A 23,213-nucleotide genomic window follows, 5' to 3' on the forward strand; every position below is an offset into this window, starting at 1 on the left:
ACTTACCTATTTTTTGACTAAACAAGAGGTTTAAACCCCTTGCTAAAACTGTGCATTTTTTTTTGTTAATGTAGTGTGTTTAAATCGTTTATTTTTATAGCTTCCTCATTATGGCAGATAACGAGTTGATTAAGACGTTTTGAGATTCTTCTCTATGCTCGGAATGACAACTATAGATTTTGAGAATGTCTTAACTAACCCGTTTATTGCTATAATTCAGCAGCGTCTAATTATTTTTGATATTTATTAAATAATTTTTGGCTTCGTTGGCTACCGCTACAGATTTATCTTCGGAAAGAATTGTTAAAACTTTTTTAGCTTCTTCACCGCCAAATTTACTTAATGCTTGGGCTAAACGGTGGCGAATTTGCCAATCATCACTATTGACAAAAGGAATTAACAAACTTACCGCCCGAATATCTCCCAATTCTCCTAAGGCACTAATAGCGGCAGTTTGCAATAATCCATTATCGGAATCTAAAGCATCTTTTAATAAATCAAAACCTTCGGGATGCCCTAATTCTCCTAATGCAGCCACAATACTAAATTGAATTAACCAATCTTCACTTTCATAATACACTTTTTTGAGATCTGGAAATGCCTGAATAAGTTTTAATCCGGCAATGGCATCGGCTGCCGCCGCTCGAACATCGGGTTCAGGATCGTTATATAATCGATCTAATAATATTTCTAAGGATTCTTCTAAGTTTACGTCTCCTAAAGTATCTAACTGAGAAATTGCGGCATAACGTACTCTAACATTATTATCTTTTATAATCGGTTTTACTAATTCATAGGCTTTTTCTTTCCCCAATTGCCTTAACTCATTTATTCCTTTGATGCGATCGCCAAAATTTTGAGAATGGATTAATTCGTTTACTGATTCTGGTGTAATAGTCATATTTTTTTTAGTTAATGGTTAATAATTAAACTTCACCTCATTACTATAACTTAGGTAGATTCGGTAAACCACATCTTGATATAGTGGGATTCTCTGTGACATGATCACAAATAAGTAAGCCTTCGTCTATGAATAAATTAGATTTTTAGTCTCTCGCAAAGACGCAAAGGCGCAAAGAAAGTTCGCAAAATATACTCTTTGCTATTTCTAATTTATCTTCACAAAAGAAGGATAAGTCTTTATCTATTGTTATTAATTACATTTAAAAGAAAAGAGAAACTATGACTACTGTTTTAGAAAAGGGTAATATTTCTATCCATACCGAGAATATATTTCCCATTATCAAGAAATCCCTTTATACTGATCACGAAATCTTTTTAAGAGAATTAATTTCTAACTCCGTTGACGCTATTTCTAAGGCAAAAATGGCATCTTTAGCAGGAGAAATTACTAACGACTTGCCTGAGCCTGAAATTACTATTAGTATTGATAAAGAACAGAAAACTCTTTCTATCAGCGATAACGGTATCGGCATGACAGTTGATGAGATTAAAAAATATATCAATCAAGTTGCCTTTTCCAGTGCTGAAGATTTTATTACTAAATATGGTAAAAGTGCTAATGATTTAATCGGGCATTTCGGTTTAGGTTTCTATTCTGCTTTTATGGTGTCTAAGCAAGTAGAAATCGACACTCTATCATATCGTGAAGGTGCAACGGCGATTCATTGGAGTTGTGATGGTTCACCTGAGTTTCAAATAAGTGACTCTACTCGCACCACTCCCGGCACAACTATCACCCTCACTATTATGGATGAGGAAACGGAATATTTAGAAGAATCTCGCATTAAAAATCTTGTCAAGAAATATTCTGACTTTGTGCCTGTAGCTATAAAAATGGGCGGTGAAGCGGTTAACCGTCAAAAAGCTTTATGGAAAGAATCTCCCCAAAATCTCACCGATGAAGATTATTTAGAATTTTACCGCTATTTATATCCTTTCCAAGAAGATCCTTTATTATGGGTACATTTAAGCACGGATTATCCCTTTTTACTCAACGGTATTTTATATTTTCCTAAATTACGTCCTGATGTTGATGTTTCTAAAGGACAAATTAAGTTATTCTGTAACCAAGTCTTTGTAAGTGATCATTGTGAAGAGATTATCCCTGAATTTTTGATGCCCCTCAGAGGTGTTATCGATAGTCCTGATATTCCTTTGAATGTTTCTCGTAGTGCTTTAACTAACCATCGCACTGTCAGACGCATTGCAGACTTTATTAGTAAAAAAATAGGCGATCGACTCAAATCCTTATACAATGACGATAAGGCAAAATATATCAGCAGTTGGGAAGATGTCGGCACATTCGTTAAATATGGTGCATTAAGAGACGAAAAATTTAAGAAACAAGTCGAAGATTTAATTATTTATCGCACCACCTATCAAGCTGATAAAGTAGCCGAAACTCCTAAAGTTGAAGTTGACTCTGGAGACGATGCTTGGAAGGATGTCACCCCTGATAATAGCCAACCTTATACCACCTTAAACGAATATTTAGATAGAAATAAAGAAAAACACGAAAAACGGGTATTCTACTGTAATAATGCTCAAACTCAAAGCACTTACGTTGACTTATACAAAAATCAAGGCATCGAAGTGTTATTCATGGATTCTTTCATTGACACTAACTACTTTATCCCCTTCCTTGAAAGAGAATATACTGATGTAAAATTCTCAAGAGTTGACTCAGAATTAGACTCTAGCTTGGTGGAAGAAGACAAAGCTAATGAAATTGTTGATGCTAACACTAACAAAACCCGTGCAGAAGTTATCAAGGAAATTTTTGAGAAAGCCATTAACAAGCCTAAAGTTAACATCAAAACTCAATCCCTAAAAAGCGAAACTCAGGAAGAAACTCCTCCAGCTATGGTATTGTTACCCGAAGCGATGCGTCGTTTCCAAGAGATGACGGCGATGATGCAACAACGAGAGATGAAATTTCCTGAAGAGCATATGTTAGTAATCAACACTGCTCATCCTTTGATTGAAAATATCTATCAACTTAACAAGGGTGCAATTATTCAAGGTAGTGGTGAATCGCCTACTCAAGAAATGGTTAACCTCATGTGTCAATATGTCTATGACTTAGCCTTGATGGCACAACGGGCATTCGATGCGGAGGGAATGACGGCATTTGTAGAGAGATCGAATAAAGTCTTAACGAAGCTAACCAAGCGCTAAACTGTAGGGTGGGCATTGCCCACCTTTTTTTGTAATAATATAAAGTGAAAACTAGAGAAATAAATATTAGATTGGATAAACAAAAATACTTATCATCAATTCATGTTAATTTTGCAAGTTTATATAAATTTATTTGTGTTTTTGGGAGAAAATATGAAACATAAAATTTAGCCTTGAGGGTATTTACTCACCTTTTTTATTCATTCTAAAAATATCAATGAAAAACAGTTATATTGCCTATTCTTTAAGAATTTGAGGAAAATTTTAAAATTTAATATCAAAGGTGATTTTTCCCTGTAAAAATGCTGTAATTATCACACTTATTTACCCATTAATAAATAGTTTAAAGTGTACGGACAACCAGTAGGAAATTCAACTTTATACCTTGTTTTTCCTTGTACATATTCTAAAGCATCCTCATAGATAGAAGATAAATTTTGTTCTAAATGATTGCGTAAATTAGTAGTTAAAATTTTGTTTATTTGTTTCCGAAAACTCTTTATTTCTACTTCCCAATGATTGCGAGATAGTTCTTCTTGTGTCCAATAATCACATAATAATAAATGACGAATTACTTGTTCTAATAAACTTTCTACCGTTACTTTTTCTCGTTTTCCCAAAAATTCTAACTCCTCAATTAAATTTTCTAAATCTAAGGATTCATACTGTTTATTTTTTAATAGCTCGATCGTTTTTTCTAACCATAAAGTTTCATCTATTTCATAAAGTTGTTTTAAGTCATTAGTTGTTAGCATATATATTCCAGTATTTAATAGTTCTTACTTTATTTCATAGCCCAATTATAACTAAGTGCTAAACTTAACAGTAGCATGGGCACCCCTCACCTAACAATTGACAATGATAATTTTTTTCATAAGAATAAAATAACAATCCATTACCAATGAAATTATACGTTAGTTATGGGAATCAAGTGTCTAATCAATGGGAAAAAATAGGAGAATTTGAGCTTAATTTATTAATTAATCAAGATTTTATCCCCATTATTGAACATGAAATATTAACTTTAAATTCACAAGAAATAATTTTGTCTAATGGCGAAAAATTACAAATTTCAGTATCCTATGCCACTATCAATAGAGGTATCAATATTATCGTGATAAGTGACAATAAAACATTAATTAATGTAGGTGGTTTTAAATCCAGTGAAACCAGTTATGATCCTAGTGTTATCTTTTTAACTCCTCAAGGGCTACATTTATCTTTAATGGTGGGAAATTAAAAACTAGAAAACATGACGTATTTTGTGGCTATTATTATCCCACAACTTTCTTTTTTTGACTGTTTCTCAGACTGTGATGTGATCATAATTATTTGATAGAATAAGTAAAGAAAACGTGATTTATCTGTGATAATGTCTCAATTTCCCCATCATAAATTTGTCAAAGAATACTGCCCGAATTGTATCAAGATTATAGCATTGTCACCCCTTCTGCGGATGTGATGAGCGAAAAAAGAGATATTGATATGTTATTTATTCCTACAAAACCAGTGCCATCAACACCTGATACCCTAGTATTATTAGGGAAACTAGCCCAAACCACCTGTTTACTAGAAGTTTATCGCAATGCCATTAATAGCGATCAAATTAGAGATTGTATTAGTAAACTAATTACCGTGCAACAACAGTTTATTAAATCAGCAAAAAAAGAAGGAAAAACCCTGTCACACTTGATATAAATCATTTAAAATGGTATATCATCATCGTCAAAATTATCAACTTGAGGGCGATTAACAATTTTAACATCAGTGGTTTTTGCTTCAATTAAAACAATTTCACCGTTAAGATTTTTTGCTAAATTTTCCGCTGCATTTTTGGCACTAAGATTGCTATTTTTCTGAATAGATGTGGGTATTTCAGGAGAAGATACTGGGGATTTATGATTAGATTGTCTTAAGGGAATTACATTATTATTTTGGGTGTTGTTAACAGGTGGAGTTGTCGATTTAGGAGATTCACTTACTTGTTTTCTCTCATAAATATTTCCTTTAGATTCTTCTTTGCTTGACTTTAAATTTTTATCTTCAAAGAAAAATACTGTCATTGGTTGCCCAAAAACCTTTTCAAAACTAGCCTCTATCTCTTTTTTACTTTTATTTCCGAGTTCTAATAGAAACTTACTTGCTACACCAATTTTATTAACATTACCTTCGATACTAAAAATATGACAATTTTGGCGGAAAAATGATTTTGTTGTCATCAAATTAATACTATTAGCAACTTTTTCTTTGACATCAGAAAAGGAAGTTAAATCAACTTTTTCGATATTTTCTGAAGGAGTTTCTTTCTTTGGGGTTATTGGTAATGAAGAATTAACGGAAGAAGAGGCAGGAGAAGAAATATTTACCGACGAAGATGTGGCAACTTGAGTGCTAGTAACTCTCTCGATAGTAGCGTTTGCTGATGGTAACAGACTTAGTAAAGTTATTTCTAACCATAATCGAGGTTGAGTGGTATTTCTGATTTGTACTTCACTATCTTTAAGTTTTTTTTGTCCTTGTAAAATAGTGTTTAATTGCCAATTATGGGCTTCTTGGGTCAATTTTGACCATGTATCTGCAGTAATAGCTACTAAATCATTTCTTTGGGGTGCTGTTTTTGCTATTAAGATGTTGAGGTAAAAGTTAGCTAAATTTTGTAACACAATGAGAGGTTCTCTTCCCCGATCTAAGAGTTTCCGACATTGAGTTATTACCGTTTCGGGATTATCCGTGGCGATCGCCTGTATCAATTCTAATAAATCTTGTTCAGATACTGCACCAACTAAATCCCATACTTTTTGAGGTGTAATAGTATCCGATAATAAGCTAAGTTGATCTAATAAACTTTGAGCATCCCTCATACCACCATTAGATAATTGTGCCACTAAAGTCAAGGCTTCGGCGGTAATATCAATATTTTCTTTGGTGGCAATATCCCTTAAATGATCTACCATTGCCTCTAAAGGAATACGGCGATAATCGAATCTTTGACATCGAGAGATGATAGTAGGTAATACTCGTTGAGGATCAGTGGTAGCTAAAACAAAAATAACCCTTGAGGGTGGTTCTTCTAAAGTCTTTAAAAGGGCATTAAAAGCCGCCGTACTGAGCATATGACACTCATCAATAACATATACCTTATAACGACACTGAACAGGGGCAAATTGTGCTTTTTCAATGATTTCTCGAATATTATCAATACCTGTATTGCTAGCTGCATCTATTTCAATTACGTCTAAAGCTGAACCATTAGTAATACTTCTACAGGCTTCACAAACTCCACAAGGCTCATCCGTAGGGCGATCACTTTCAAAACAGTTAAGAGATTTAGCTAAAATTCTAGCACTAGATGTTTTACCGGTACCACGGGGGCCACAAAAAAGATAAGCAGGAGCAATTTTTTCACTTTTGAGGGCGTTAATTAGAGTTTGAGTAATAGCTTGTTGACCGGTTAATTGAGCAAAAGTCTGGGGACGATATTTGTGATGTAAAGGCTCGTAACTCATGGTTTTTGAGAGGAGAAAGAATTAAAGAATAACAGGTAATAATTTAAGTTTTTTCATTGATAAGATCAATTATGATTAAATATTAAAATTTAAAAACCGCTTTTAATCAAAGAAAAGCAATGATCAGAAAATTACGACAGTGGCTTAATTCTAGTTTTAATACTATTGAAGCTCATAATCCTCTTGAAGGTGATGGTCATAATCATTTAGCGAATGAAAATCCATTATCTCACAATTTATTAGAAAAATCTGTCAAAGACACGGATTTAGAATTTTTATTTCATCAATTATTAGAAGGAATCGCTAAGGGTTGGCAAGAAAATCGGATTGAACAGTTTTTCGAGAAAGCAAAACCAAAAATTACTATTGAAGTATGGCTGAATTGGTTACAACGCTATCGTCATAAATTAATTTCTTCTTCACATTCTCATAATCAGATTGCTAGTAAAATGATTATTTTAGGACAAAGAACCGCTTCTTTACCCTTTGTTCGTTCTATTGGTGATTTAGCTTATGCTATTGGAAATGAGTTATTAAGTCGAGAGAACAATAATTCTTTAGTGGAATCTTTACGCTCTCAAACTACTGATATTTCATCTGATATTAACCCTGATTCTAGTAATAATAATCCAGATCAAGAACCTCAAGAAGTTCCAAATCCTAGTTCTTTAGGGGATTTCTTACATTTATTAGAAAATAATCCCAGTTTTGCTGAAGATACCGCGCGTAAATTAGGCCTTGATACCGCCGATCCGGGTATAATTATGGAGAAAATCGTTCAAAAAACTCGGTTAAATTCTCCCACCCCCGTAACAGAATCTTTTTCCCCAGATAAAGTGAATCAATTGTTTAATCTTGGTTTAGAAAAAGCCTCCCAAGGAGATTTAGAAGGGGCGATCGCCGATTGGGATCAAGCCTTAGCCATCGATCAGAACTTTACTCAAGCATGGCATAATCGAGGAAGTGCATTAGCTTATTTAAAACATTTTGAAGAAGCCGTTAAAAGTTTTGATCGTGCCATCGCCTTAGATGTAAATTATCATCAGTCATGGAATGATCGAGGTAATGCGTTATATAGTTTACAACGTTGGCGGGAAGCAATTATAAGTTGGGATCGTACTTTAGGAATACAACCTGACAATTATCAAGCATGGTATCATCGAGGCTTGGCTTTAGAAAAATTAAATTTATTCCCAGATGCTATAGCCAGTTTTCAAAAATGTTTGAGTATTGAGAATAATTATAAACCAGCCGAAAACGCCTTAAAAAGAGTTTTTCAACTAATAAATTAACCGAAGAAACGAACAATTTGTAATTTTATCGACAAATATTCATCTATAAACTTAGTTTATATTTTCATTCAATTGAAACGAGACTTTTTAGGCAACCTTTAACAAAAAATATCTTTCTATCAATATAATTGCGACAATATCATCCACAGGACGAGGGGGAATTCTTAAACCTTCTGGTATTAATCTAGTTAATCCTTGAGGGGGATATATTTCCCAGTATCGTTTTCTTGCTTCTACCGTGCTATTTTTTTCATCTACTAACACAAGATCAATAGATAAGTTTAAATTATCTTTTAAGTGTTTTTTCCATTGTTCAGAAGTAGTTTGATTGCCCATGACGAGCTTCAATGGCTTATATTTATTGATTAATTTAGTTATCACAGTAATTGCATCCTCACTGGTGATCACTTCATTATATAAAATTTGTTTATCATTATTTAAAATAGCTAAACCACATTTATCTCTGCCCGGATCAAATCCAAGGATCATAACTATACTAAAAAGGTACTTTAAGAATAAAATAGAAATAGATTTATGAAGACTATTGGTATAGAAAAATACCATTGTTAAGTTTTTAAAAGCTCAAAACTATTAGCTAATAATAATTAGAGCTAATTTAAAGCAAAAATTTAACGAATATTAGTTTCCAGTAAATTATTTAACTCATCGTAACATAAATTGAACAAGGTAAAAAATCTGAATGCTTGACCAAATTTTACACCCTTCTATTGACTTCGGTATTGATACAGTTTTTATTTTAATAATTCTTGTTGCCTTAGAAGCAGTTTTATCAGCAGATAACGCCATCGCTTTAGCCTCCATTGCTCAAGGATTAAAAGACGAAAAAGAACAAAATTATGCTTTAAATATTGGCTTATTAATGGCTTATGTTTTGAGAATATTATTAATTGTGACGGCTACTTGGGTGATTAAATATTGGCAATTTTCTTTACTCGGGGGGTTGTATTTGTTATGGTTAACCTATCAGTATTTTTCTGGTAATGATGGAGAACAAGAAGAAGGTACATCTAAGCTCAATTTTCACAGTTTATGGCAAACAATTCCTATGATTGCCTTTACAGACATAGCTTTCTCTTTAGATAGCGTCACTACCGCCATTGCTGTCGCCGATGAAATTTGGTTAATTATTGCTGGAGGTACTATTGGCGTAATTGCTTTACGTTTTCTCGCTCAATTATTTATTCGTTGGATTGAAGAATTTACTCATTTACAAGATGCAGGATTTATTACTGTTGGTTTAGTTGGTTTAAGATTAATTGTTAAAGTAATTGATCCGAATATTGTACCTCCTGAGTGGTTAATGATTAGTGTGATTATTGCTATGTTTACTTGGGGATTTTCTAAAAAAAATGAAGTAGAAGTTACGGATTCTTCGGAATCTTAATTGAAAGTTGCCCAAAAACTATTTTGAGGAGGATAGGCGACAGGCAAAAAACACAAAATTGACTCAAATCAGAAATTTTAAAAACGATATGGGTCTTATTTACTCATAATTTTGACCCTAATCATTGATAATAAAGTGTTGATTAATTTTTATATGTAAATTTATGTTAAGAGCCGGAATTGTGGGATTACCAAACGTAGGTAAATCTACCTTATTTAATGCCGTCGTTGCCAATGCAAAAGCCACAGCCGCCAATTTTCCATTTTGTACTATCGAGCCCAATGTGGGGGTTGTTGCCGTGCCTGATGAGCGTTTGCAAGTGTTGGCAAAAATTTCTAAATCAATAAAAATTGTCCCAGCTACTATTGAATTTGTAGATATTGCAGGTTTAGTCAAAGGTGCAAGTAAAGGAGAAGGTTTAGGTAATCAATTTTTAGCCAATATTCGGGAAGTTGATGCTATTGTCCATGTGGTAAGATGTTTCGATGATGATGATATTATCCATGTTTCTGGCTCAGTTGATCCGATTAGAGATATTGAAGTGATTAATTTAGAATTGGCATTAGCCGATTTAACTCAAGTTGAGCGCCGAATCGAAAGATTGAGAAAACAGGCAAAAAACAATCAAGAAGCAGCGGAAGAATTGCTCATTTTAGAACAAATTTTACCAATTTTAAATGATGGTAAACCTGCCCGATTATTAGAATTAACACCCGAAGAAAAAGTTATCATCAAACCTCTCGGATTGTTAACATCAAAACCAGTGATTTATGCCGCTAACGTTACTGATGAAGATTTAGCCACAGGTAACGAATGGGTTGAGCAAGTTAAGCAATTTGTTGCCTCAGAAGATGCTAAAGTTGTCATAGTTTCCGCCCAAGTAGAGTCAGAATTAGTAGAATTATCAACCGAAGAAAAAACCGAATTTTTAGAATCTTTAGGAGTAACAGAAGGAGGTTTACAGTCTTTAATTAAGGCTACCTATGAATTGTTAGGATTGCGTACCTATATTACCACAGGAGAAACCGAAACCAGAGCATGGACAATTATAGCAGGAATGAAAGCTCCTCAAGCCGCAGGAGTTATTCATAGTGACTTTGAGAAGGGTTTTATTCGTGCAGAAACGATTTCTTATGATGATTTAGTGAAAACTGGTAGTATGACTATAGCAAAAGAACAAGGTTTAGTTAGATCTGAAGGAAAAGAGTATCTTGTAAAAGAGGGAGATGTGATGTTATTCCGTTTCAATGTTTAATTAGTCTTCTTGCAAAATAAAAAATACAATTAATCAGGTTGCCGTTTAATTATCTTGTAAACTAATTCAGGGGAAGCTTTTGCCTCTTTTTTTTGGTTAGTTACAGTTAAATATAACGAACTTGATTACGCATTTCATCGGCAGTAAGATGATTGACAATTTTTAATAATCTTCGGGCAATTTCTTGAGGAGGATGACGGACTGCAATAATAACACCATAATGAGTTTGGTTTAATTTAAAGTATTCTTGTACTAACTTTTCAAAGTCGGCTCGATTGTGGGTGACAAGAGTTTTTTTCTGGTTAACACAATAAGATAATTGTTCGGGATCTGTTTTTTGTAACATTTCTTCATCACGAACAGTGGTAATAGAGAATCCCCTCGCCCGAATTAAATCGGCTACCAAAACGTTAACGTCTTCATCTAAATAAAGTTCAATAAAGAGACGATTCATAGTTTAATCTTTAACTAGGGGATCGATCAAGTGGTCTGGAATGCGGTTTAATTCAATATAGTGGTTAATTTCTTCTGTAAATTCACTGTAATAAGCAAGGGCGGAAAATACTTGACTTAGTGTTAAATGAGGCATTCCTTGAGGGATTTCTTCGGGTGCAATTCCCATTCGCCATGTTTCTACGATCGCCCTAACAGGGGTACGAGTACCTTCAATAATTGGTTCACCGTTAAGAATTGATGAATCAGAAACAATATAACGATGCTGTGTTGCTTGTACCATTTTTGTTGACAAATTGATGTAATTTTAAGGTTAACATTTTGAGAGAAATCAAGAAGTGTGTGATCTAAATCAGAAATTATTAATATTCAAAATAAAAAAGTACAGTCCTCTCCCTATCTCTCCATTATTTATTATGGTACAAATACCTTTAAAGCATGGGGAATAACTTTAAATTTAGCCGGAGAAAATGTAGTTATTTCACCATCAGTATTAATGTTATAGGCTTTATGGGTATAAATTTCTATCTGTTTTCCTTCAATACTTCTCACCCAATCTAACTGACGATGTCGCCCTTTTGGTAAATGCCAAATTAACGGGAAAACTTGCCACCAGTGTTTTAATTCAATACTATATAAATCTAATCTTTGATCATCAATAGCTGCATCATCGGCGATCGCCATGCCACCACCATAATACTTACCATTACCAATGGCAATTTGAATGGTTTTAATATCAAAAACTTGACCATCAACTTTAATTTTAGCCCGAAAACTGCGAGTAGAGCTAACAACTTGTAAAGCCGTGATACCATAAGCCAAAACTCCCCAACGACGCTTCACCCCACGGGATAGTTTTTCGGTAATATCAACACTTAAACCAATACTAGCAACATTAAAAAAATATTTCCCATTCACCCTTCCTAAATCAATAGATTTCAAGTTACCATTAGCGATGACATCAGAAGCCTCTTTTATGGTGAGAGGAAGATTTAATGTTCGTGCGAGATCATTTGCTGTACCTAATGGTAAAATGCCTAAAGGTAAATTAGTCTCAACTAAACTATCAACTACTGCATTAAGAGTACCATCACCACCGCCAACAATGACTAAATCTAACTGATTTTGATATTCTCTAACTACCGCACCTAATTCATCAGGGTGTTTAACTGGTTTAATAATTAATTCCATATCATGAGCATAAAAAGATTCTACAGCCAAAGGTAAAGATTTTTCTCCTTTGCGAGAATGACGATTGATTAATAATAAAGCTCTTTTTCCATTCATAAAAACTTAAAGACTAAGTAGGGGTTGCTCAAAAAGTATGAGTAGTGAGGGTAGGTTTCAGGTATTAGGTAAAATAATGAAAAAAATCAAGATTTTGAGGTTTTTTATATACACATAAAACATAAACTTTGGTTAAAAAATAAGGCAATGGGAAATAGGCAATGGTAAATTCTAAATTCTAAGATTTTTATAACTTTCTGATTCCTAACAGCAACCCCTAATTAAGAGTTAAAAATTAATAATATCTATTAGCTATTTGTTGAAGTAACTAAGAATTATATTAAAAGTTGACGGCAATTAATCCTAAATCTAAATAATTTTTGATGACTAATTTTGTTCCTTCAAGGATAACAGAAAAAGTGTAAAAATGTTTAATAGTATGATCAGGAATTTTTCCTTTTAATTCCAGTTTAAAAAAGCTGACTCTCCTACTAGATAATGTGTTATTTTTACAAATTTTAACGATAACTTTTTGCTCTTTTTTAGAAGAATAAAGCACTTCTCCTCTAATGGAAAAATAATTTAGGGGTAAAGTCTCACTACTAACTTTATCAGGTATATAAACACCGACTATTTGAAAATGTATCTGTTCTATTTCAGAAATAGTATGAGGATAAACTACCCAATTTTGTGATTCGTTTAAATCAATATGATTTTTAACCGCACTAATGGTTTTACCTAATAATACTGTTTCAAAAGTCTGGTGATCAGATGTAATAATTATTCCCTTAGTTAGTTTCTCTTCTTGGGGTTGATATTTAGCTTGAATAATACCAATAGCACGATATTGTAATGGATGATCAGGAATACCCACAGCTTGATGATCTAAGGGATAATTAGAATTAGGGGATAAAGTGTTCGGAAAAATGGGAGGATTATTTGAATTCACACTGATGATCTCTTAATGAAAAAGTTTATATTGATATATATGATACATATTCTGAATTTGCTGATTTTAATTAACCTTAACCGCTTTTATCAGAATATAGCAACAACATTGAACAGAATCAATCTATAAAAGAAAAATAATTAAGAAAAATGAATACCGCAGAATTGTTAATTAAGTGTTTAGAAAACGAAGGGGTAGAATATATTTTCGGTTTACCCGGAGAGGAAAATTTACACCTTCTTGAGGCTTTAAAAAATTCTTCTATCCAGTTTATCACCACTCGTCATGAACAAGGGGCCGCTTTTATGGCTGATGTTTATGGGCGTTTGACAGGAAAAGCTGGAGTTTGTCTTTCTACTTTAGGACCAGGTGCTACAAATTTAATGACTGGGGTTGCTGATGCCAATTTAGACGGCGCACCTCTAGTAGCTATTACTGGGCAAGTTGGCACGGATAGAATGCACATTGCATCTCACCAATACTTAGATTTAGTGGCGATGTTTGCCCCTGTTACCAAGTGGAATAAGCAAATTGTCCGTCCGGGTATCACTCCTGAAATTGTTCGTAAGGCTTTTAAGGTAGCTGAAAAAGAGAAACCCGGAGCAGTACATATTGACTTACCAGAAAATATTGCCGCCATGCCTGTAGAAGGTTTACCATTACGCATTGATAATCGAGAAAAAATTTATGCTTCTTATCGTAGTGTAAACGCCGCTTCTTTAGCCATCGCCAAAGCTAAAAATCCCTTAATTTTGGCAGGAAATGGTGCAATTCGGGCAAAAGCGGCTGATGCGTTAACAGAATTTGCTACCCGTTTAAATATTCCAGTAGCTAATACATTTATGGGTAAAGGTGCAATTCCTTATATTCATCCTCTCTCATTATGGACTGTTGGTTTACAACAGCGAGATTTTATTACTTGTGCTTTTGAACAAACGGATCTTATTATTGCCGTAGGCTATGATTTAATTGAGTATTCGCCAAAACGTTGGAATCCTGATGGAAATACTCCTATTATCCATATTGGTGCTGATTCTGCGGAAATTGATAGTAGTTATATTCCCTCCGTTGAAGTTATTGGTGATATTGCCGATTCTTTAGACGAAATTCTCAAAAGATGCGATCGCACTGGTATACCTTTACCCTTTGCCGCTACTTTACGAAACGAAATACGAGAAGATTACGAGCAATATGCTCATGATGAAGGTTTCCCCGTCAAGCCTCAAAAAATCATTTATGATTTAAGACAAGTAATGGGTTCGGAAGATATAGTAATATCAGACGTAGGCGCTCATAAAATGTGGATGGCGAGACATTATCATTGTGAATGCCCGAATACTTGCATTATATCCAACGGTTTTGCCGCTATGGGTATAGCCATTCCGGGGGCAGTTGCTGCAAAATTAGTCAATCCTGATAAAAAAGTTGTAGCAGTAACAGGAGATGGTGGTTTCATGATGAATTGCCAAGAATTAGAAACCGCTTTGAGAGTCAAAACCCCTTTTGTAACACTAATTTTTAACGATAACGCTTATGGCTTAATTGGGTGGAAGCAAATGAACCAATTTGGCTCTACAAGTTATGTTGACTTTGGGAACCCTGATTTTGTCAAATTTGCCGAAAGTATGGGTTTAAAAGGCTATAGAGTCACTTTTGCTGATGATCTAATCCCTATCCTTAAGACGGCTTTAGAACAAGATGTTCCATCTGTAATCGATTGCCCCGTTGATTATCGTGAAAATATCCGTTTTTCTCGCAAAGCTGGAGATTTAAGTTGTCACGTCTGGGAATAATGAAGAATTTAGAATTTAAGAATGAGGAATAAGGAATGAGAAATTTAGTTATCTTTAGATAACCTCAGCTATTAGCTTTAAAATAAATTTCCAACGGAAATAATTACTAATAAAACTTTTCTTTCTTTAACCCTATTACCTATTACCGATTACCTTTTTTTCATGAGTCAAAAAATTCGTCAATTAATACCCATTATTTTTATCTTAATCTTATTTTCGGTATCGATAATGGCGATCGCATCTGAACTAAAAAAGTATAGTATCGAATCAGTGTGGTTATATTTAGGTAATATTCCTCTTTGGCATAAAATAACGGCATTATTGATGACCATGTTAGGATATGGATTAATGACAGGATATGATTTACTCGGATTTACTCATATTCGCCAAAAACTAGCCCCTTTAAAAATAGCTTTTACTGCCTTTGTTAGTTATGCCGTTGGCAATACCGTTGGTTTTACGGCTTTTTCAGGCACTGCTATACGTTATCGCTATTATGGTTTATGGGGTATCTCTAAAATTAAAATAGCAGAATTAATTGTTTTCACTCATCTAACTTTTTGGATCGGATTATTAACAATTAGTGGTATTGTATGCTTATTAGATCCCTTAACTTTACCAGCAGTAATCAAACTACCTTTTAAATCCATTTATCCTTTAGGATTTATATTTCTTTCCTTGGTAATAATTTACTTTATTATCAGCGTCACTGTTAAACACTCTATAAAAGTAGGTAATGACGAAATCACTTTCCCTAAACCGATAATTTCTTTTGGGAGTATTTTAGTTACCGGTTTAGATTGGGGAATCGCCGCCGCAGTGCTTTATCTTTTGTTACCGATTAATTCCTCAATGTCTTATATAGGATTTTTTGGTATTTATATTGTGGCTTTAACTGCTGGATTAATTAGTAATGTGCCGGGAGGGTTAGGAGTTTTTGAAACGATAATGTTATATCTACGCCCTGAGTCTATTACTGCTACAGATATGGTGGGAGGATTAATTGCTTATCGCCTAGTTTATTTTTTTAGTGCTCTTATTATCGCACTTATTTTAATTGTTATACAAACTTGGAAAAATAATCTAATTTCTAAATAACTATCACATTAGGCACGTCACTTTGTAGTTAATAAAATCTCGTTTATTTACTATTAGACAAAATAGATAAAATAGAGACAATAAATTAAGTGTTTATGTGAAAAGCCCAAAAAGATTGAAAGTAATGGGAATGTTGAAAAGAATTATATATAGTCAAAAAATTATAATTTTTAGTGAGAAAGCAAATATTTTTTGTATCTAAAAATCAAGTATTATTTTTTGTTAACTGCAATGTGACTTACGGAATGTCGAATAGATAGTAAATTGTCGATAATTATATGTGAAATAGGCATCTTGAGGTATAATTACTAATGGCTAATTCCTCATTCCTAAAATGGCTATTATTACGATACAATCTCTCAAAAAAGACTTTGGCATTAAAGAAATTCTTAAGGATGCCAGTTTTAGCATCGATGATAAAGATAAAGTAGGTTTAATTGGGGTAAATGGTTCAGGAAAATCAACCCTTCTCAAAATTCTATCAGGTTTAGAACCCCATGATGGTGGTGAAATGGCAGTCAAATCGGGTTCAAAAATTATTTATCTTCCACAACAACCAGAAATTGAGCCAAATAATAACGTTTTAGAACAAGTTTTTGCCTATAGTGGCGAACAAATGCAGTGGATTAAAGAATATGAAGATTTATCTCACCGTATTGCCCATGCTGATATTGTAACCCAACAGCAGTTAATGGGTAAATTAGAACGGGTGACAGAAAAAATCAATGCCGCTAATGCTTGGGACTTGGAAACTAATGCTAAAATTATCCTTGATAAGTTGGGAATTAGTGATTTTGAGGCAATAATGGGAGATTTGTCAGGGGGTTATCGCAAAAGAGTCGCCCTTGCTTCGGCTTTAATGGCAGATCCTGATTTATTATTGATGGATGAGCCTACTAATCATCTTGATGCGGAATCGGTGCAATGGTTGCAGGAATATTTGCAAAAGTTTCAAGGTGCAATCTTTTTGATTACCCATGATCGCTATTTTCTCGATCAGGTTACAACTCGTATTTTGGAAATAGATCGAGGAGATATGTATAGTTATAATGGCAACTATAGTTATTATCTTGAGAAAAAAGCCCTTGCTGAAGAATCTGAGGCTAGTAGTCAGCGAAAACATCAAGGGGTATTAAGAAGGGAGTTAGAGTGGCTTAAACGAGGACCTAAAGCCCGTAGTACGAAACAAAAAGCACGGATCGATCGCATTTATGAAATGAAAGATAAGGAGTTTAAACAAACTCAAAGTAAAGTCGAAATTGATACCCCAAGTCGCCGTATCGGCAAAAAAGTCATTAAATTAGATAATATTAGCAAATCTTTTGGCAGTCGAACCCTCATCAAAGATTTTACCTATGAATTTGCGCCTGATGATAGAGTGGGAATTATTGGTGGTAATGGTGTTGGTAAGTCAACATTAATGAATTTAATTATGGCAAAAATTGAGCCAGATAAGGGTAAAGTAGAAATAGGTAGTACTATTCATATCGGTTATTTTGATCAACATTCCGATGACTTAATTACTGCGTCCCAAAATCAACAACGAGCGATAGAATATATCAAAGATGTAGCGACTTATATCGAAACCAGTGACGGTAGTCAGATAAGTGCATCGCAATTGTTAGAAAGATTTTTATTTACCCCCAATCAACAATATTCTCCCATTGCCAAATTATCAGGAGGAGAAAAACGCCGTTTATTTTTACTCAGGATGTTGGTTAGTAATCCGAATGTATTAATTTTAGATGAACCTACCAATGATTTAGATGTGCAAACTTTAGCAGTATTAGAAGAATATATCGAATCTTTTAAGGGGTGTGTAATAGTAGTATCTCATGATCGGTACTTTCTTGATCGAACTGTAGAAACTATTTTTGCCTTTGAAAATAATGGTAATTTACGGCAATATCCCGGTAACTATTCTGTTTATTTAGACTATAAAAAGAAAGAAGAAAAACAAATTCAAGAAGCAAAAACTATTAATAATAAAGTAGGAAAATTAACTAAAAAAATTGAAGAAAAAGAGGAAAAAAAGATTAATAACTCTCCTCGATTATCAACTTATCAAAGAAGAGAATTGGAAAAACTAGAAACAAAAATTATCCCTGATTTAGAAGATAAAAAAGCTAAAATTGAACAGGAATTATCTCAAAATTATCCCCATGATTATGACATCTTAAATAAATTAACCGCACAGTTAGCTAATATTAACAAAGAAATAGATACAGCAACAATGAAATGGATGGAATTATCCGAATTAGACAGTTAATGAAGATAAAAATTGAGAAATATTCCCACAACTTAATTGTCATCAGGTATTGATTAATTAATTAAAGCAAATCATTTTCGGTTAAATTAGCTTTTTTCCTCAGATTTTTTAAAATACCTTGCTCCAAAATCTTAGATTCTTTCCCTAAGTTTTCTTCAGAAATATTCATAATATACAGTTAATCTTACACTGCTATTTATAGTGAATGCAAAATTATTATTAAGAAAGAGTGATATTTTTTACGGATTATAGTTCAATAATTACTATTTACTATGACAATTACGATTAAAAGATTCTTTCCGTTAAAATTTAAGCAACAATGAATAAATTAGCTACTAGAATATCTCAAGTTAACCCCTCTATTACCCTTACCATCACCGCTAAAGCTAAAGCCATGAAAGCTGAAGGGTTAGATGTTTGTAGTTTTAGTGCTGGTGAGCCAGACTTTGATACTCCCGATCATATCAAATTAGCAGCCAAAAAAGCCTTAGATGAAGGGAAAACAAAATATGGTGCGGCGGCGGGGGAAATGGCATTACGCCAAGCCATCGCTAATAAACTCAAAAAAGACAATAATTTGGAATATAAAGCGGAAAATGTCATTGTTACCAACGGCGGAAAACACTTTTTATATAACCTCATCATGGCACTTATCGAAACTGATGATGAAGTAATTATCCCAGCTCCCTATTGGTTAAGTTATCCTGAAATGGTGACTTTAGCAGGAGGAAAATCTGTTATCGTTACTACTACTGCTGAAAATGAGTATAAAATAACTCCAGAGCAGTTAACACAAGCGATTACCCCAAAAACTAAGTTATTTGTCTTAAATTCCCCTTCTAATCCCACTGGTTCAGTATATACTCCCGATGAGATTAAAGCCCTAGCTCAAGTTATTATTGATCATGATATTTTAGTCGTCTCTGACGAAATTTACGAAAAAATCCTTTATGATGGTGCAACTCATTTAAGTATTGGTGCCGTTAATGAAGAAATTTTTAAACGCACTTTAATTAGTAACGGTTTTGCTAAGGCTTACTCCATGACGGGATGGCGTGTTGGTTATATCGCCGGTGATATTAATATTATTAAAGCGATGACTACGGTTCAAGGTCACAGTACTTCTAATATATGTACATTTGCTCAATATGGGGCGATCGCAGCCTTAGAATCATCGCAAGATTGTGTATCGGAAATGTTAGTATCTTTCACCCAAAGACGAAAAGTAATGTATTCTGCCATTGAATCTATCACTAATGTTAGTACTACCTTACCCCAAGGTGCATTTTATTTGTTTATCGATATTAGTAAAACCGGTTTAAAATCCCTTGAATTTTGCGATAAATTACTAACTCAAGAAAAAGTAGCCACCATTCCGGGTATTGCCTTCGGGGATGATAATTGTATTCGTCTATCTTATGCCACAGATATGGATTCCATCGAAAAAGGCATGACAAGATTAGGGAATTTTATTCAATCACTATAATTAATTGATAGTTGATAGTTGATCATTAAATTTATTATTTAGTTTTATGGCGATATTTGTTCCAGAATTAAAAAAAGAAGGTTTTTTAGATAATATTCATTTTACTATAGTCGTCGTTGGTTCCCGCAAAATGAGAAATGATGATGATTATGGTAGTGGTATTTGGCAAAATTTTGCCCCTAATTTAACTATTTATGGTTTTGATGCTGATGAAGATGCCTGTCAATTTGCTAATCAAGAATTAGAGAAAAAAGCAATTAATTGGCAAGAAAAACATTTTCCCCTTGTTCTTTCTGATACCATTGGAGAATCAACATTATATGTAACAAAAGGTGTTGATTGTACCTCTCTATATGAACCAAATGAAAATTATTTATCTCGTTTTTCAGCCCTGAATAATCACATAAAATTAGACTTTGCTATAGAGATAGAAACTACTACTTTAGATGCTTTTTGTCAAGAAGAAAATATTAAAAATATTGATTTTTTATACCTTGATATTCAAGGAGCAGAATTAAAGGTTTTACAGGGGGCGAAAAAGATACTTAATCAATCCATTTTAGGGATACAACTAGAAGTAGAATTTGCTCATTTATATAAACAACAACCTTTATTTTCAGATGTTGATCCTTTTTTAAGAAAACATAATTTTAATCTTTTTGACTTAATAACTGATCATCCCATGAGTCATCGTCCTCGAGCCATTTCTCCTGTTTATTCTCCTAAAAAAATCGGTCAACTATTGTGGGCTTATGCGTTATATTTAAGAGATCCATTATTAGAAAATAGTCTAAACTTTTTACAAAATCCAGAACAAATTTTTAAATTAGCTTGTCTTGCTGATATTTTAGATTATCCTGATTATGCCTTAGAATTACTCAGTTATTTATCGAATACATATGGTGATAATTTACAAGATCAAGTTAATGCAATTATTGAATATTCTTTAAAATCTTTACCATTAGATACCCATTAAGATCTTTTAAAATAGATTTCTTGCAGACGTTGCGGCAATAGGCAATGGGTAATAAGCAATGAGGAAAAGTTTTTTAAATGTTTTACTAATTTGAAAAGATGCAAGTTATAGTTATTGATCTAAAAACGGCTGTAACACAAGTTTAGGGATAATTCCTAATAATTTCGTAAAGGAAAAAAAAATGAAAATGATAAGAATAAGCTAAAACCCCAAATTATCCCTTATTTGTTAGTGCTGGTTCACCCCACTTTCATTAGATAACTATTCATTTCCTCACTTTCTTCCCCATAAACTCCTTCAATTTGCTGGTGACAACAATCTATGGCAAACTCTTCAAACTCCTCTAAAGGAATATCATACATTTGGTTAAAAACATCCGCCTTAACTCGACAAAAACGAGGGCGATCGTCATATATCTGACATTTTCTTGAATCCTTATCATAATTAATACACCAACCATCTTTTCCTACCCTACTCAGATATAACTCTAACTCCGATTCACTGAGGTAATCCCCTAAATCTGGGCGATCGCTCGGATCTAAATTACAACAAGCACCACAATTTTCGATACATCGCCATTCACTCATATAACTACAAAAATTGTAACAAAACTTAATAAATTTAGGCTGTTTTTGTCAATAAATAATCTTCCTTTCCTAGTATCATATATCTTGTTAGATTTAGTGCCAAACATTTAAGATCATTATTTAAAAACTAGGAGTAGCTATGGATTTCATTACAATTCTTTTTAGTGGTTTAGATTTACAAGTTATTTTACAATTAACCTCCGTCGGTTTTATTTTAATCGCAGGTCCTGTAATCGTTTTTATTCTTTACGCTTTACGAGGCGATCTTTAAGTTAAGTAATTAGTAATGAGTAATAAATATATAGTAAGTAAGTAATAAGTAATAAGAAATCATTGATAGTTGATAATTAATAGTTGTAAAATAGGCATCTTGCCACGAAACTCTTAATCCTAACAAGGGGTTTAAACCTGAGTGCTAATTCCTAATTCTTAATCCCTAATAAATATATGTTCGATCGCAGATTGAGTGGCGTTTTACTACATCCAACCTCCTTACCAAGTAGTTACGGTATCGGTGATTTAGGAAATGGTGCTTATCGTTTCGTAGATTTCTTAGAAAAAAGTGATCAACAAGTATGGCAAATTCTGCCTTTGGGACCGACTGGGGCGGGAAATTCCCCTTATTTAGCCTATAGTGCCCTTGCAGGTAATCCTGTGATGATTAGCTTGGATATTCTTTATGGTGATGGTTTATTAACGGAAAAAGATTTGGAAACGATACAAACTGTTTTTGCTTTTACAAAAAATTCTCGTGTTAATTTTGATTTAGTTATTAAAGAAAAATATCCTTTATTTCTCAAGGCTTTTGAATCATTCCAAAATCGAAAAGAAGACGAATATAAACAAGAATTTAGTCAATTTTGCCAAGATTATAGTTACTGGTTAGAAGATTATTCCCTCTACATGGCTTTGAAAGACTATCATCAAGGGGCGGCTTGGTTTCAGTGGGAGGAAGCGATCGCCAAACGTAATCCTGAAGCAATATCTCAATGGCAAGTAAAATTAGGTCATGAGATGTTTTATCATAAATTCTTGCAGTTTAGCTTCTTTAAACAATGGCGAAACCTGAAAGAATATGCCAACGAGAAAAACGTTAAAATTTTTGGTGATATTCCCATTTACGTTGCTCATGATAGCGTTGACGTATGGGCAAATCAAGGCATTTTTTGTTTAGATGAAAAAACAGGGGCAGTGGCATTAATGGCGGGAGTTCCTCCTGACTACTTTAGTGAGACTGGTCAATTATGGGGTAATCCAGTATATGATTGGGAAGCCTTAGAAGAAACGAATTTTGCATGGTGGATACAACGTATTAAAGGAATGTTAGAATATGTTGATATTATGCGTATTGACCATTTTCGTGGTTTTGAGGCTTATTGGGCTGTGCCTGAAGGAGAAACCACTGCTGTTAATGGTGAATGGTTAATTGCACCGGGTGATAAGTTTTTTAGTATTTTAGAGCAACAATTAGGCACTTTACCGATTATTGCTGAAGATTTAGGGGTTATTACTCCTGAAGTAGAGGAATTGCGAGATAAGTATAAATTTCCGGGGATGAAAGTCTTACATTTTGCCTTTGATTCTGATCGAGCTAACGGTTTTTTACCGTATAATTATAGCGATCGTAATTGTGTCGTTTATACAGGCACTCATGATAATGATACAACGGTGGGATGGTTTGAAAAGCGATCATTTAGTGAGAAAAAAAGAGTAGTAGATTTTCTCGGTGGTATTTGTAACGAAGGCATCCATTGGAGTTTAATTCGTTTAGCCTTA

Annotated in this window: 22 protein-coding genes; 13 read left to right on the forward strand and 9 right to left on the reverse strand. The window is 33.6% G+C overall.

The genetic code is table 11. The features are described from left to right. Window positions 1–226 precede the first annotated feature (226 nt). Window positions 227–901, reverse strand: a complete 675-nt coding sequence (gene nblB, locus FWJ34_RS02775) for a phycobilisome degradation protein NblB (RefSeq protein WP_308253805.1) — start codon at window positions 899–901, stop codon at window positions 227–229. A 281-nt stretch (window positions 902–1,182) separates the two neighbouring features. Between nblB and htpG the strand changes: the two genes are divergently transcribed. After that, the gene (gene htpG / locus FWJ34_RS02780; protein ID WP_308253806.1) at window positions 1,183–3,141 is read left to right on the forward strand and encodes a molecular chaperone HtpG; all 1,959 of its coding nucleotides are present in this window, start codon (window positions 1,183–1,185) and stop codon (window positions 3,139–3,141) included. 320 nt (window positions 3,142–3,461) lie between these two features. On the opposite strand, the gene FWJ34_RS02785 is transcribed toward htpG, so the two are convergent. Beyond that, a complete protein-coding gene (locus FWJ34_RS02785; protein ID WP_308253807.1) occupies window positions 3,462–3,896 on the reverse strand; it encodes a DUF29 domain-containing protein in 435 nt (144 codons plus the stop codon). Between the two features lie 146 nt (window positions 3,897–4,042). Between FWJ34_RS02785 and FWJ34_RS02790 the strand changes: the two genes are divergently transcribed. Continuing rightward, window positions 4,043–4,381 carry a hypothetical protein gene (locus FWJ34_RS02790; protein ID WP_308253808.1) on the forward strand — a complete coding sequence of 113 codons (339 nt, stop codon included), beginning with the start codon at window positions 4,043–4,045 and terminating at the stop codon, window positions 4,379–4,381. 179 nt (window positions 4,382–4,560) lie between these two features. Next, window positions 4,561–4,839: a hypothetical protein gene (locus FWJ34_RS02795; protein WP_308253809.1), complete on the forward strand. Its 279-nt coding sequence runs from the start codon at window positions 4,561–4,563 to the stop codon at window positions 4,837–4,839. A 5-nt stretch (window positions 4,840–4,844) separates the two neighbouring features. Here the strand turns inward: FWJ34_RS02795 and FWJ34_RS02800 are convergent, their stop codons facing one another. Continuing rightward, window positions 4,845–6,647, reverse strand: a complete 1,803-nt coding sequence (locus FWJ34_RS02800) for a DNA polymerase III subunit gamma/tau (protein ID WP_308253810.1) — start codon at window positions 6,645–6,647, stop codon at window positions 4,845–4,847. A gap of 119 nt (window positions 6,648–6,766) precedes the next feature. Here FWJ34_RS02800 and FWJ34_RS02805 point away from each other — a divergent pair, with 119 nt between their 5' ends. After that, the gene (locus FWJ34_RS02805; protein WP_308253811.1) at window positions 6,767–7,939 is read left to right on the forward strand and encodes a tetratricopeptide repeat protein; all 1,173 of its coding nucleotides are present in this window, start codon (window positions 6,767–6,769) and stop codon (window positions 7,937–7,939) included. Between the two features lie 87 nt (window positions 7,940–8,026). Here the strand turns inward: FWJ34_RS02805 and FWJ34_RS02810 are convergent, their stop codons facing one another. Next, window positions 8,027–8,428 carry a pre-16S rRNA-processing nuclease YqgF gene (locus FWJ34_RS02810; protein ID WP_308253812.1) on the reverse strand — a complete coding sequence of 134 codons (402 nt, stop codon included), beginning with the start codon at window positions 8,426–8,428 and terminating at the stop codon, window positions 8,027–8,029. A 211-nt stretch (window positions 8,429–8,639) separates the two neighbouring features. Here FWJ34_RS02810 and FWJ34_RS02815 point away from each other — a divergent pair, with 211 nt between their 5' ends. Together FWJ34_RS02815 and ychF are read left to right on the forward strand one after the other, a co-directional pair. Next, on the forward strand, window positions 8,640–9,344 hold the full coding sequence (locus tag FWJ34_RS02815; RefSeq protein WP_308253813.1) for a TerC family protein: 705 nt from the start codon (window positions 8,640–8,642) through the stop codon (window positions 9,342–9,344). Window positions 9,345–9,507: 163 nt separating this feature from the next. Continuing rightward, window positions 9,508–10,599 (forward strand): redox-regulated ATPase YchF, encoded by a 1,092-nt coding sequence (ychF, locus tag FWJ34_RS02820; RefSeq protein WP_308253814.1) that lies wholly within the window; start codon window positions 9,508–9,510, stop codon window positions 10,597–10,599. Between the two features lie 106 nt (window positions 10,600–10,705). On the opposite strand, the gene FWJ34_RS02825 is transcribed toward ychF, so the two are convergent. From FWJ34_RS02825 to FWJ34_RS02840, 4 genes are all read right to left on the reverse strand, one after another. Beyond that, window positions 10,706–11,053, reverse strand: a complete 348-nt coding sequence (locus tag FWJ34_RS02825) for a DUF5615 family PIN-like protein (RefSeq protein ID WP_308253815.1) — start codon at window positions 11,051–11,053, stop codon at window positions 10,706–10,708. A gap of 3 nt (window positions 11,054–11,056) precedes the next feature. After that, window positions 11,057–11,335, reverse strand: a complete 279-nt coding sequence (locus tag FWJ34_RS02830; protein WP_308253816.1) for a DUF433 domain-containing protein — start codon at window positions 11,333–11,335, stop codon at window positions 11,057–11,059. Between the two features lie 131 nt (window positions 11,336–11,466). Next, window positions 11,467–12,339 (reverse strand): lipid kinase, encoded by an 873-nt coding sequence (locus tag FWJ34_RS02835; RefSeq protein ID WP_308253817.1) that lies wholly within the window; start codon window positions 12,337–12,339, stop codon window positions 11,467–11,469. Window positions 12,340–12,619: 280 nt separating this feature from the next. After that, a complete protein-coding gene (locus FWJ34_RS02840; protein WP_308253818.1) occupies window positions 12,620–13,228 on the reverse strand; it encodes a 2-dehydropantoate 2-reductase in 609 nt (202 codons plus the stop codon). A 149-nt stretch (window positions 13,229–13,377) separates the two neighbouring features. On the opposite strand from FWJ34_RS02840, the gene FWJ34_RS02845 reads away from it, so the two are divergent. From FWJ34_RS02845 to FWJ34_RS02865, 5 genes are all read left to right on the forward strand, one after another. Next, window positions 13,378–15,021 (forward strand): acetolactate synthase large subunit, encoded by a 1,644-nt coding sequence (locus tag FWJ34_RS02845; RefSeq protein ID WP_308253819.1) that lies wholly within the window; start codon window positions 13,378–13,380, stop codon window positions 15,019–15,021. 162 nt (window positions 15,022–15,183) lie between these two features. Next, window positions 15,184–16,119: a hypothetical protein gene (locus FWJ34_RS02850; RefSeq protein WP_308253820.1), complete on the forward strand. Its 936-nt coding sequence runs from the start codon at window positions 15,184–15,186 to the stop codon at window positions 16,117–16,119. Window positions 16,120–16,453: 334 nt separating this feature from the next. Further along, window positions 16,454–18,388 carry an ABC-F family ATP-binding cassette domain-containing protein gene (locus FWJ34_RS02855; RefSeq protein WP_308253821.1) on the forward strand — a complete coding sequence of 645 codons (1,935 nt, stop codon included), beginning with the start codon at window positions 16,454–16,456 and terminating at the stop codon, window positions 18,386–18,388. A 319-nt stretch (window positions 18,389–18,707) separates the two neighbouring features. Then, window positions 18,708–19,874: a pyridoxal phosphate-dependent aminotransferase gene (locus FWJ34_RS02860; protein ID WP_308253822.1), complete on the forward strand. Its 1,167-nt coding sequence runs from the start codon at window positions 18,708–18,710 to the stop codon at window positions 19,872–19,874. 46 nt (window positions 19,875–19,920) lie between these two features. Continuing rightward, the gene (locus tag FWJ34_RS02865) at window positions 19,921–20,850 is read left to right on the forward strand and encodes an FkbM family methyltransferase (protein ID WP_308253823.1); all 930 of its coding nucleotides are present in this window, start codon (window positions 19,921–19,923) and stop codon (window positions 20,848–20,850) included. A gap of 239 nt (window positions 20,851–21,089) precedes the next feature. Here FWJ34_RS02865 and FWJ34_RS02870 read toward each other — a convergent pair whose 3' ends face one another. After that, window positions 21,090–21,437 carry a YkgJ family cysteine cluster protein gene (locus tag FWJ34_RS02870; protein WP_308253824.1) on the reverse strand — a complete coding sequence of 116 codons (348 nt, stop codon included), beginning with the start codon at window positions 21,435–21,437 and terminating at the stop codon, window positions 21,090–21,092. 139 nt (window positions 21,438–21,576) lie between these two features. On the opposite strand from FWJ34_RS02870, the gene psb30 reads away from it, so the two are divergent. Further along, window positions 21,577–21,708, forward strand: coding sequence for a photosystem II reaction center protein Ycf12/Psb30 (gene psb30 / locus FWJ34_RS02875; protein WP_308253825.1), 132 nt, complete (start codon window positions 21,577–21,579; stop codon window positions 21,706–21,708). A 176-nt stretch (window positions 21,709–21,884) separates the two neighbouring features. Continuing rightward, window positions 21,885–23,213, forward strand: a 1,329-nt coding sequence (gene malQ, locus FWJ34_RS02880; RefSeq protein WP_308253826.1) for a 4-alpha-glucanotransferase, incomplete at its 3' end; no start/stop codon positions are given.

Source organism: Geminocystis sp. GBBB08, assembly GCF_016743215.1.
In the GTDB taxonomy this organism is placed as follows: Bacteria; Cyanobacteriota; Cyanobacteriia; order Cyanobacteriales; family Cyanobacteriaceae; genus Geminocystis.

Coding starts and splice junctions, on each gene's coding strand:
- nblB (WP_308253805.1), bottom strand. CDS start 901: ATGACTATTACACCAGAATCAGTAAACGAATTAATCCATTCTCAAAAT.
- htpG (WP_308253806.1), top strand. CDS start 1,183: ATGACTACTGTTTTAGAAAAGGGTAATATTTCTATCCATACCGAGAAT.
- FWJ34_RS02785 (WP_308253807.1), bottom strand. CDS start 3,896: ATGCTAACAACTAATGACTTAAAACAACTTTATGAAATAGATGAAACT.
- FWJ34_RS02790 (WP_308253808.1), top strand. CDS start 4,043: ATGAAATTATACGTTAGTTATGGGAATCAAGTGTCTAATCAATGGGAA.
- FWJ34_RS02800 (WP_308253810.1), bottom strand. CDS start 6,647: ATGAGTTACGAGCCTTTACATCACAAATATCGTCCCCAGACTTTTGCT.
- FWJ34_RS02805 (WP_308253811.1), top strand. CDS start 6,767: ATGATCAGAAAATTACGACAGTGGCTTAATTCTAGTTTTAATACTATT.
- FWJ34_RS02810 (WP_308253812.1), bottom strand. CDS start 8,428: ATGATCCTTGGATTTGATCCGGGCAGAGATAAATGTGGTTTAGCTATT.
- FWJ34_RS02815 (WP_308253813.1), top strand. CDS start 8,640: ATGCTTGACCAAATTTTACACCCTTCTATTGACTTCGGTATTGATACA.
- ychF (WP_308253814.1), top strand. CDS start 9,508: ATGTTAAGAGCCGGAATTGTGGGATTACCAAACGTAGGTAAATCTACC.
- FWJ34_RS02825 (WP_308253815.1), bottom strand. CDS start 11,053: ATGAATCGTCTCTTTATTGAACTTTATTTAGATGAAGACGTTAACGTT.
- FWJ34_RS02830 (WP_308253816.1), bottom strand. CDS start 11,335: ATGGTACAAGCAACACAGCATCGTTATATTGTTTCTGATTCATCAATT.
- FWJ34_RS02835 (WP_308253817.1), bottom strand. CDS start 12,339: ATGAATGGAAAAAGAGCTTTATTATTAATCAATCGTCATTCTCGCAAA.
- FWJ34_RS02845 (WP_308253819.1), top strand. CDS start 13,378: ATGAATACCGCAGAATTGTTAATTAAGTGTTTAGAAAACGAAGGGGTA.
- FWJ34_RS02850 (WP_308253820.1), top strand. CDS start 15,184: ATGAGTCAAAAAATTCGTCAATTAATACCCATTATTTTTATCTTAATC.
- FWJ34_RS02855 (WP_308253821.1), top strand. CDS start 16,454: ATGGCTATTATTACGATACAATCTCTCAAAAAAGACTTTGGCATTAAA.
- FWJ34_RS02860 (WP_308253822.1), top strand. CDS start 18,708: ATGAATAAATTAGCTACTAGAATATCTCAAGTTAACCCCTCTATTACC.
- FWJ34_RS02865 (WP_308253823.1), top strand. CDS start 19,921: ATGGCGATATTTGTTCCAGAATTAAAAAAAGAAGGTTTTTTAGATAAT.
- FWJ34_RS02870 (WP_308253824.1), bottom strand. CDS start 21,437: ATGAGTGAATGGCGATGTATCGAAAATTGTGGTGCTTGTTGTAATTTA.
- psb30 (WP_308253825.1), top strand. CDS start 21,577: ATGGATTTCATTACAATTCTTTTTAGTGGTTTAGATTTACAAGTTATT.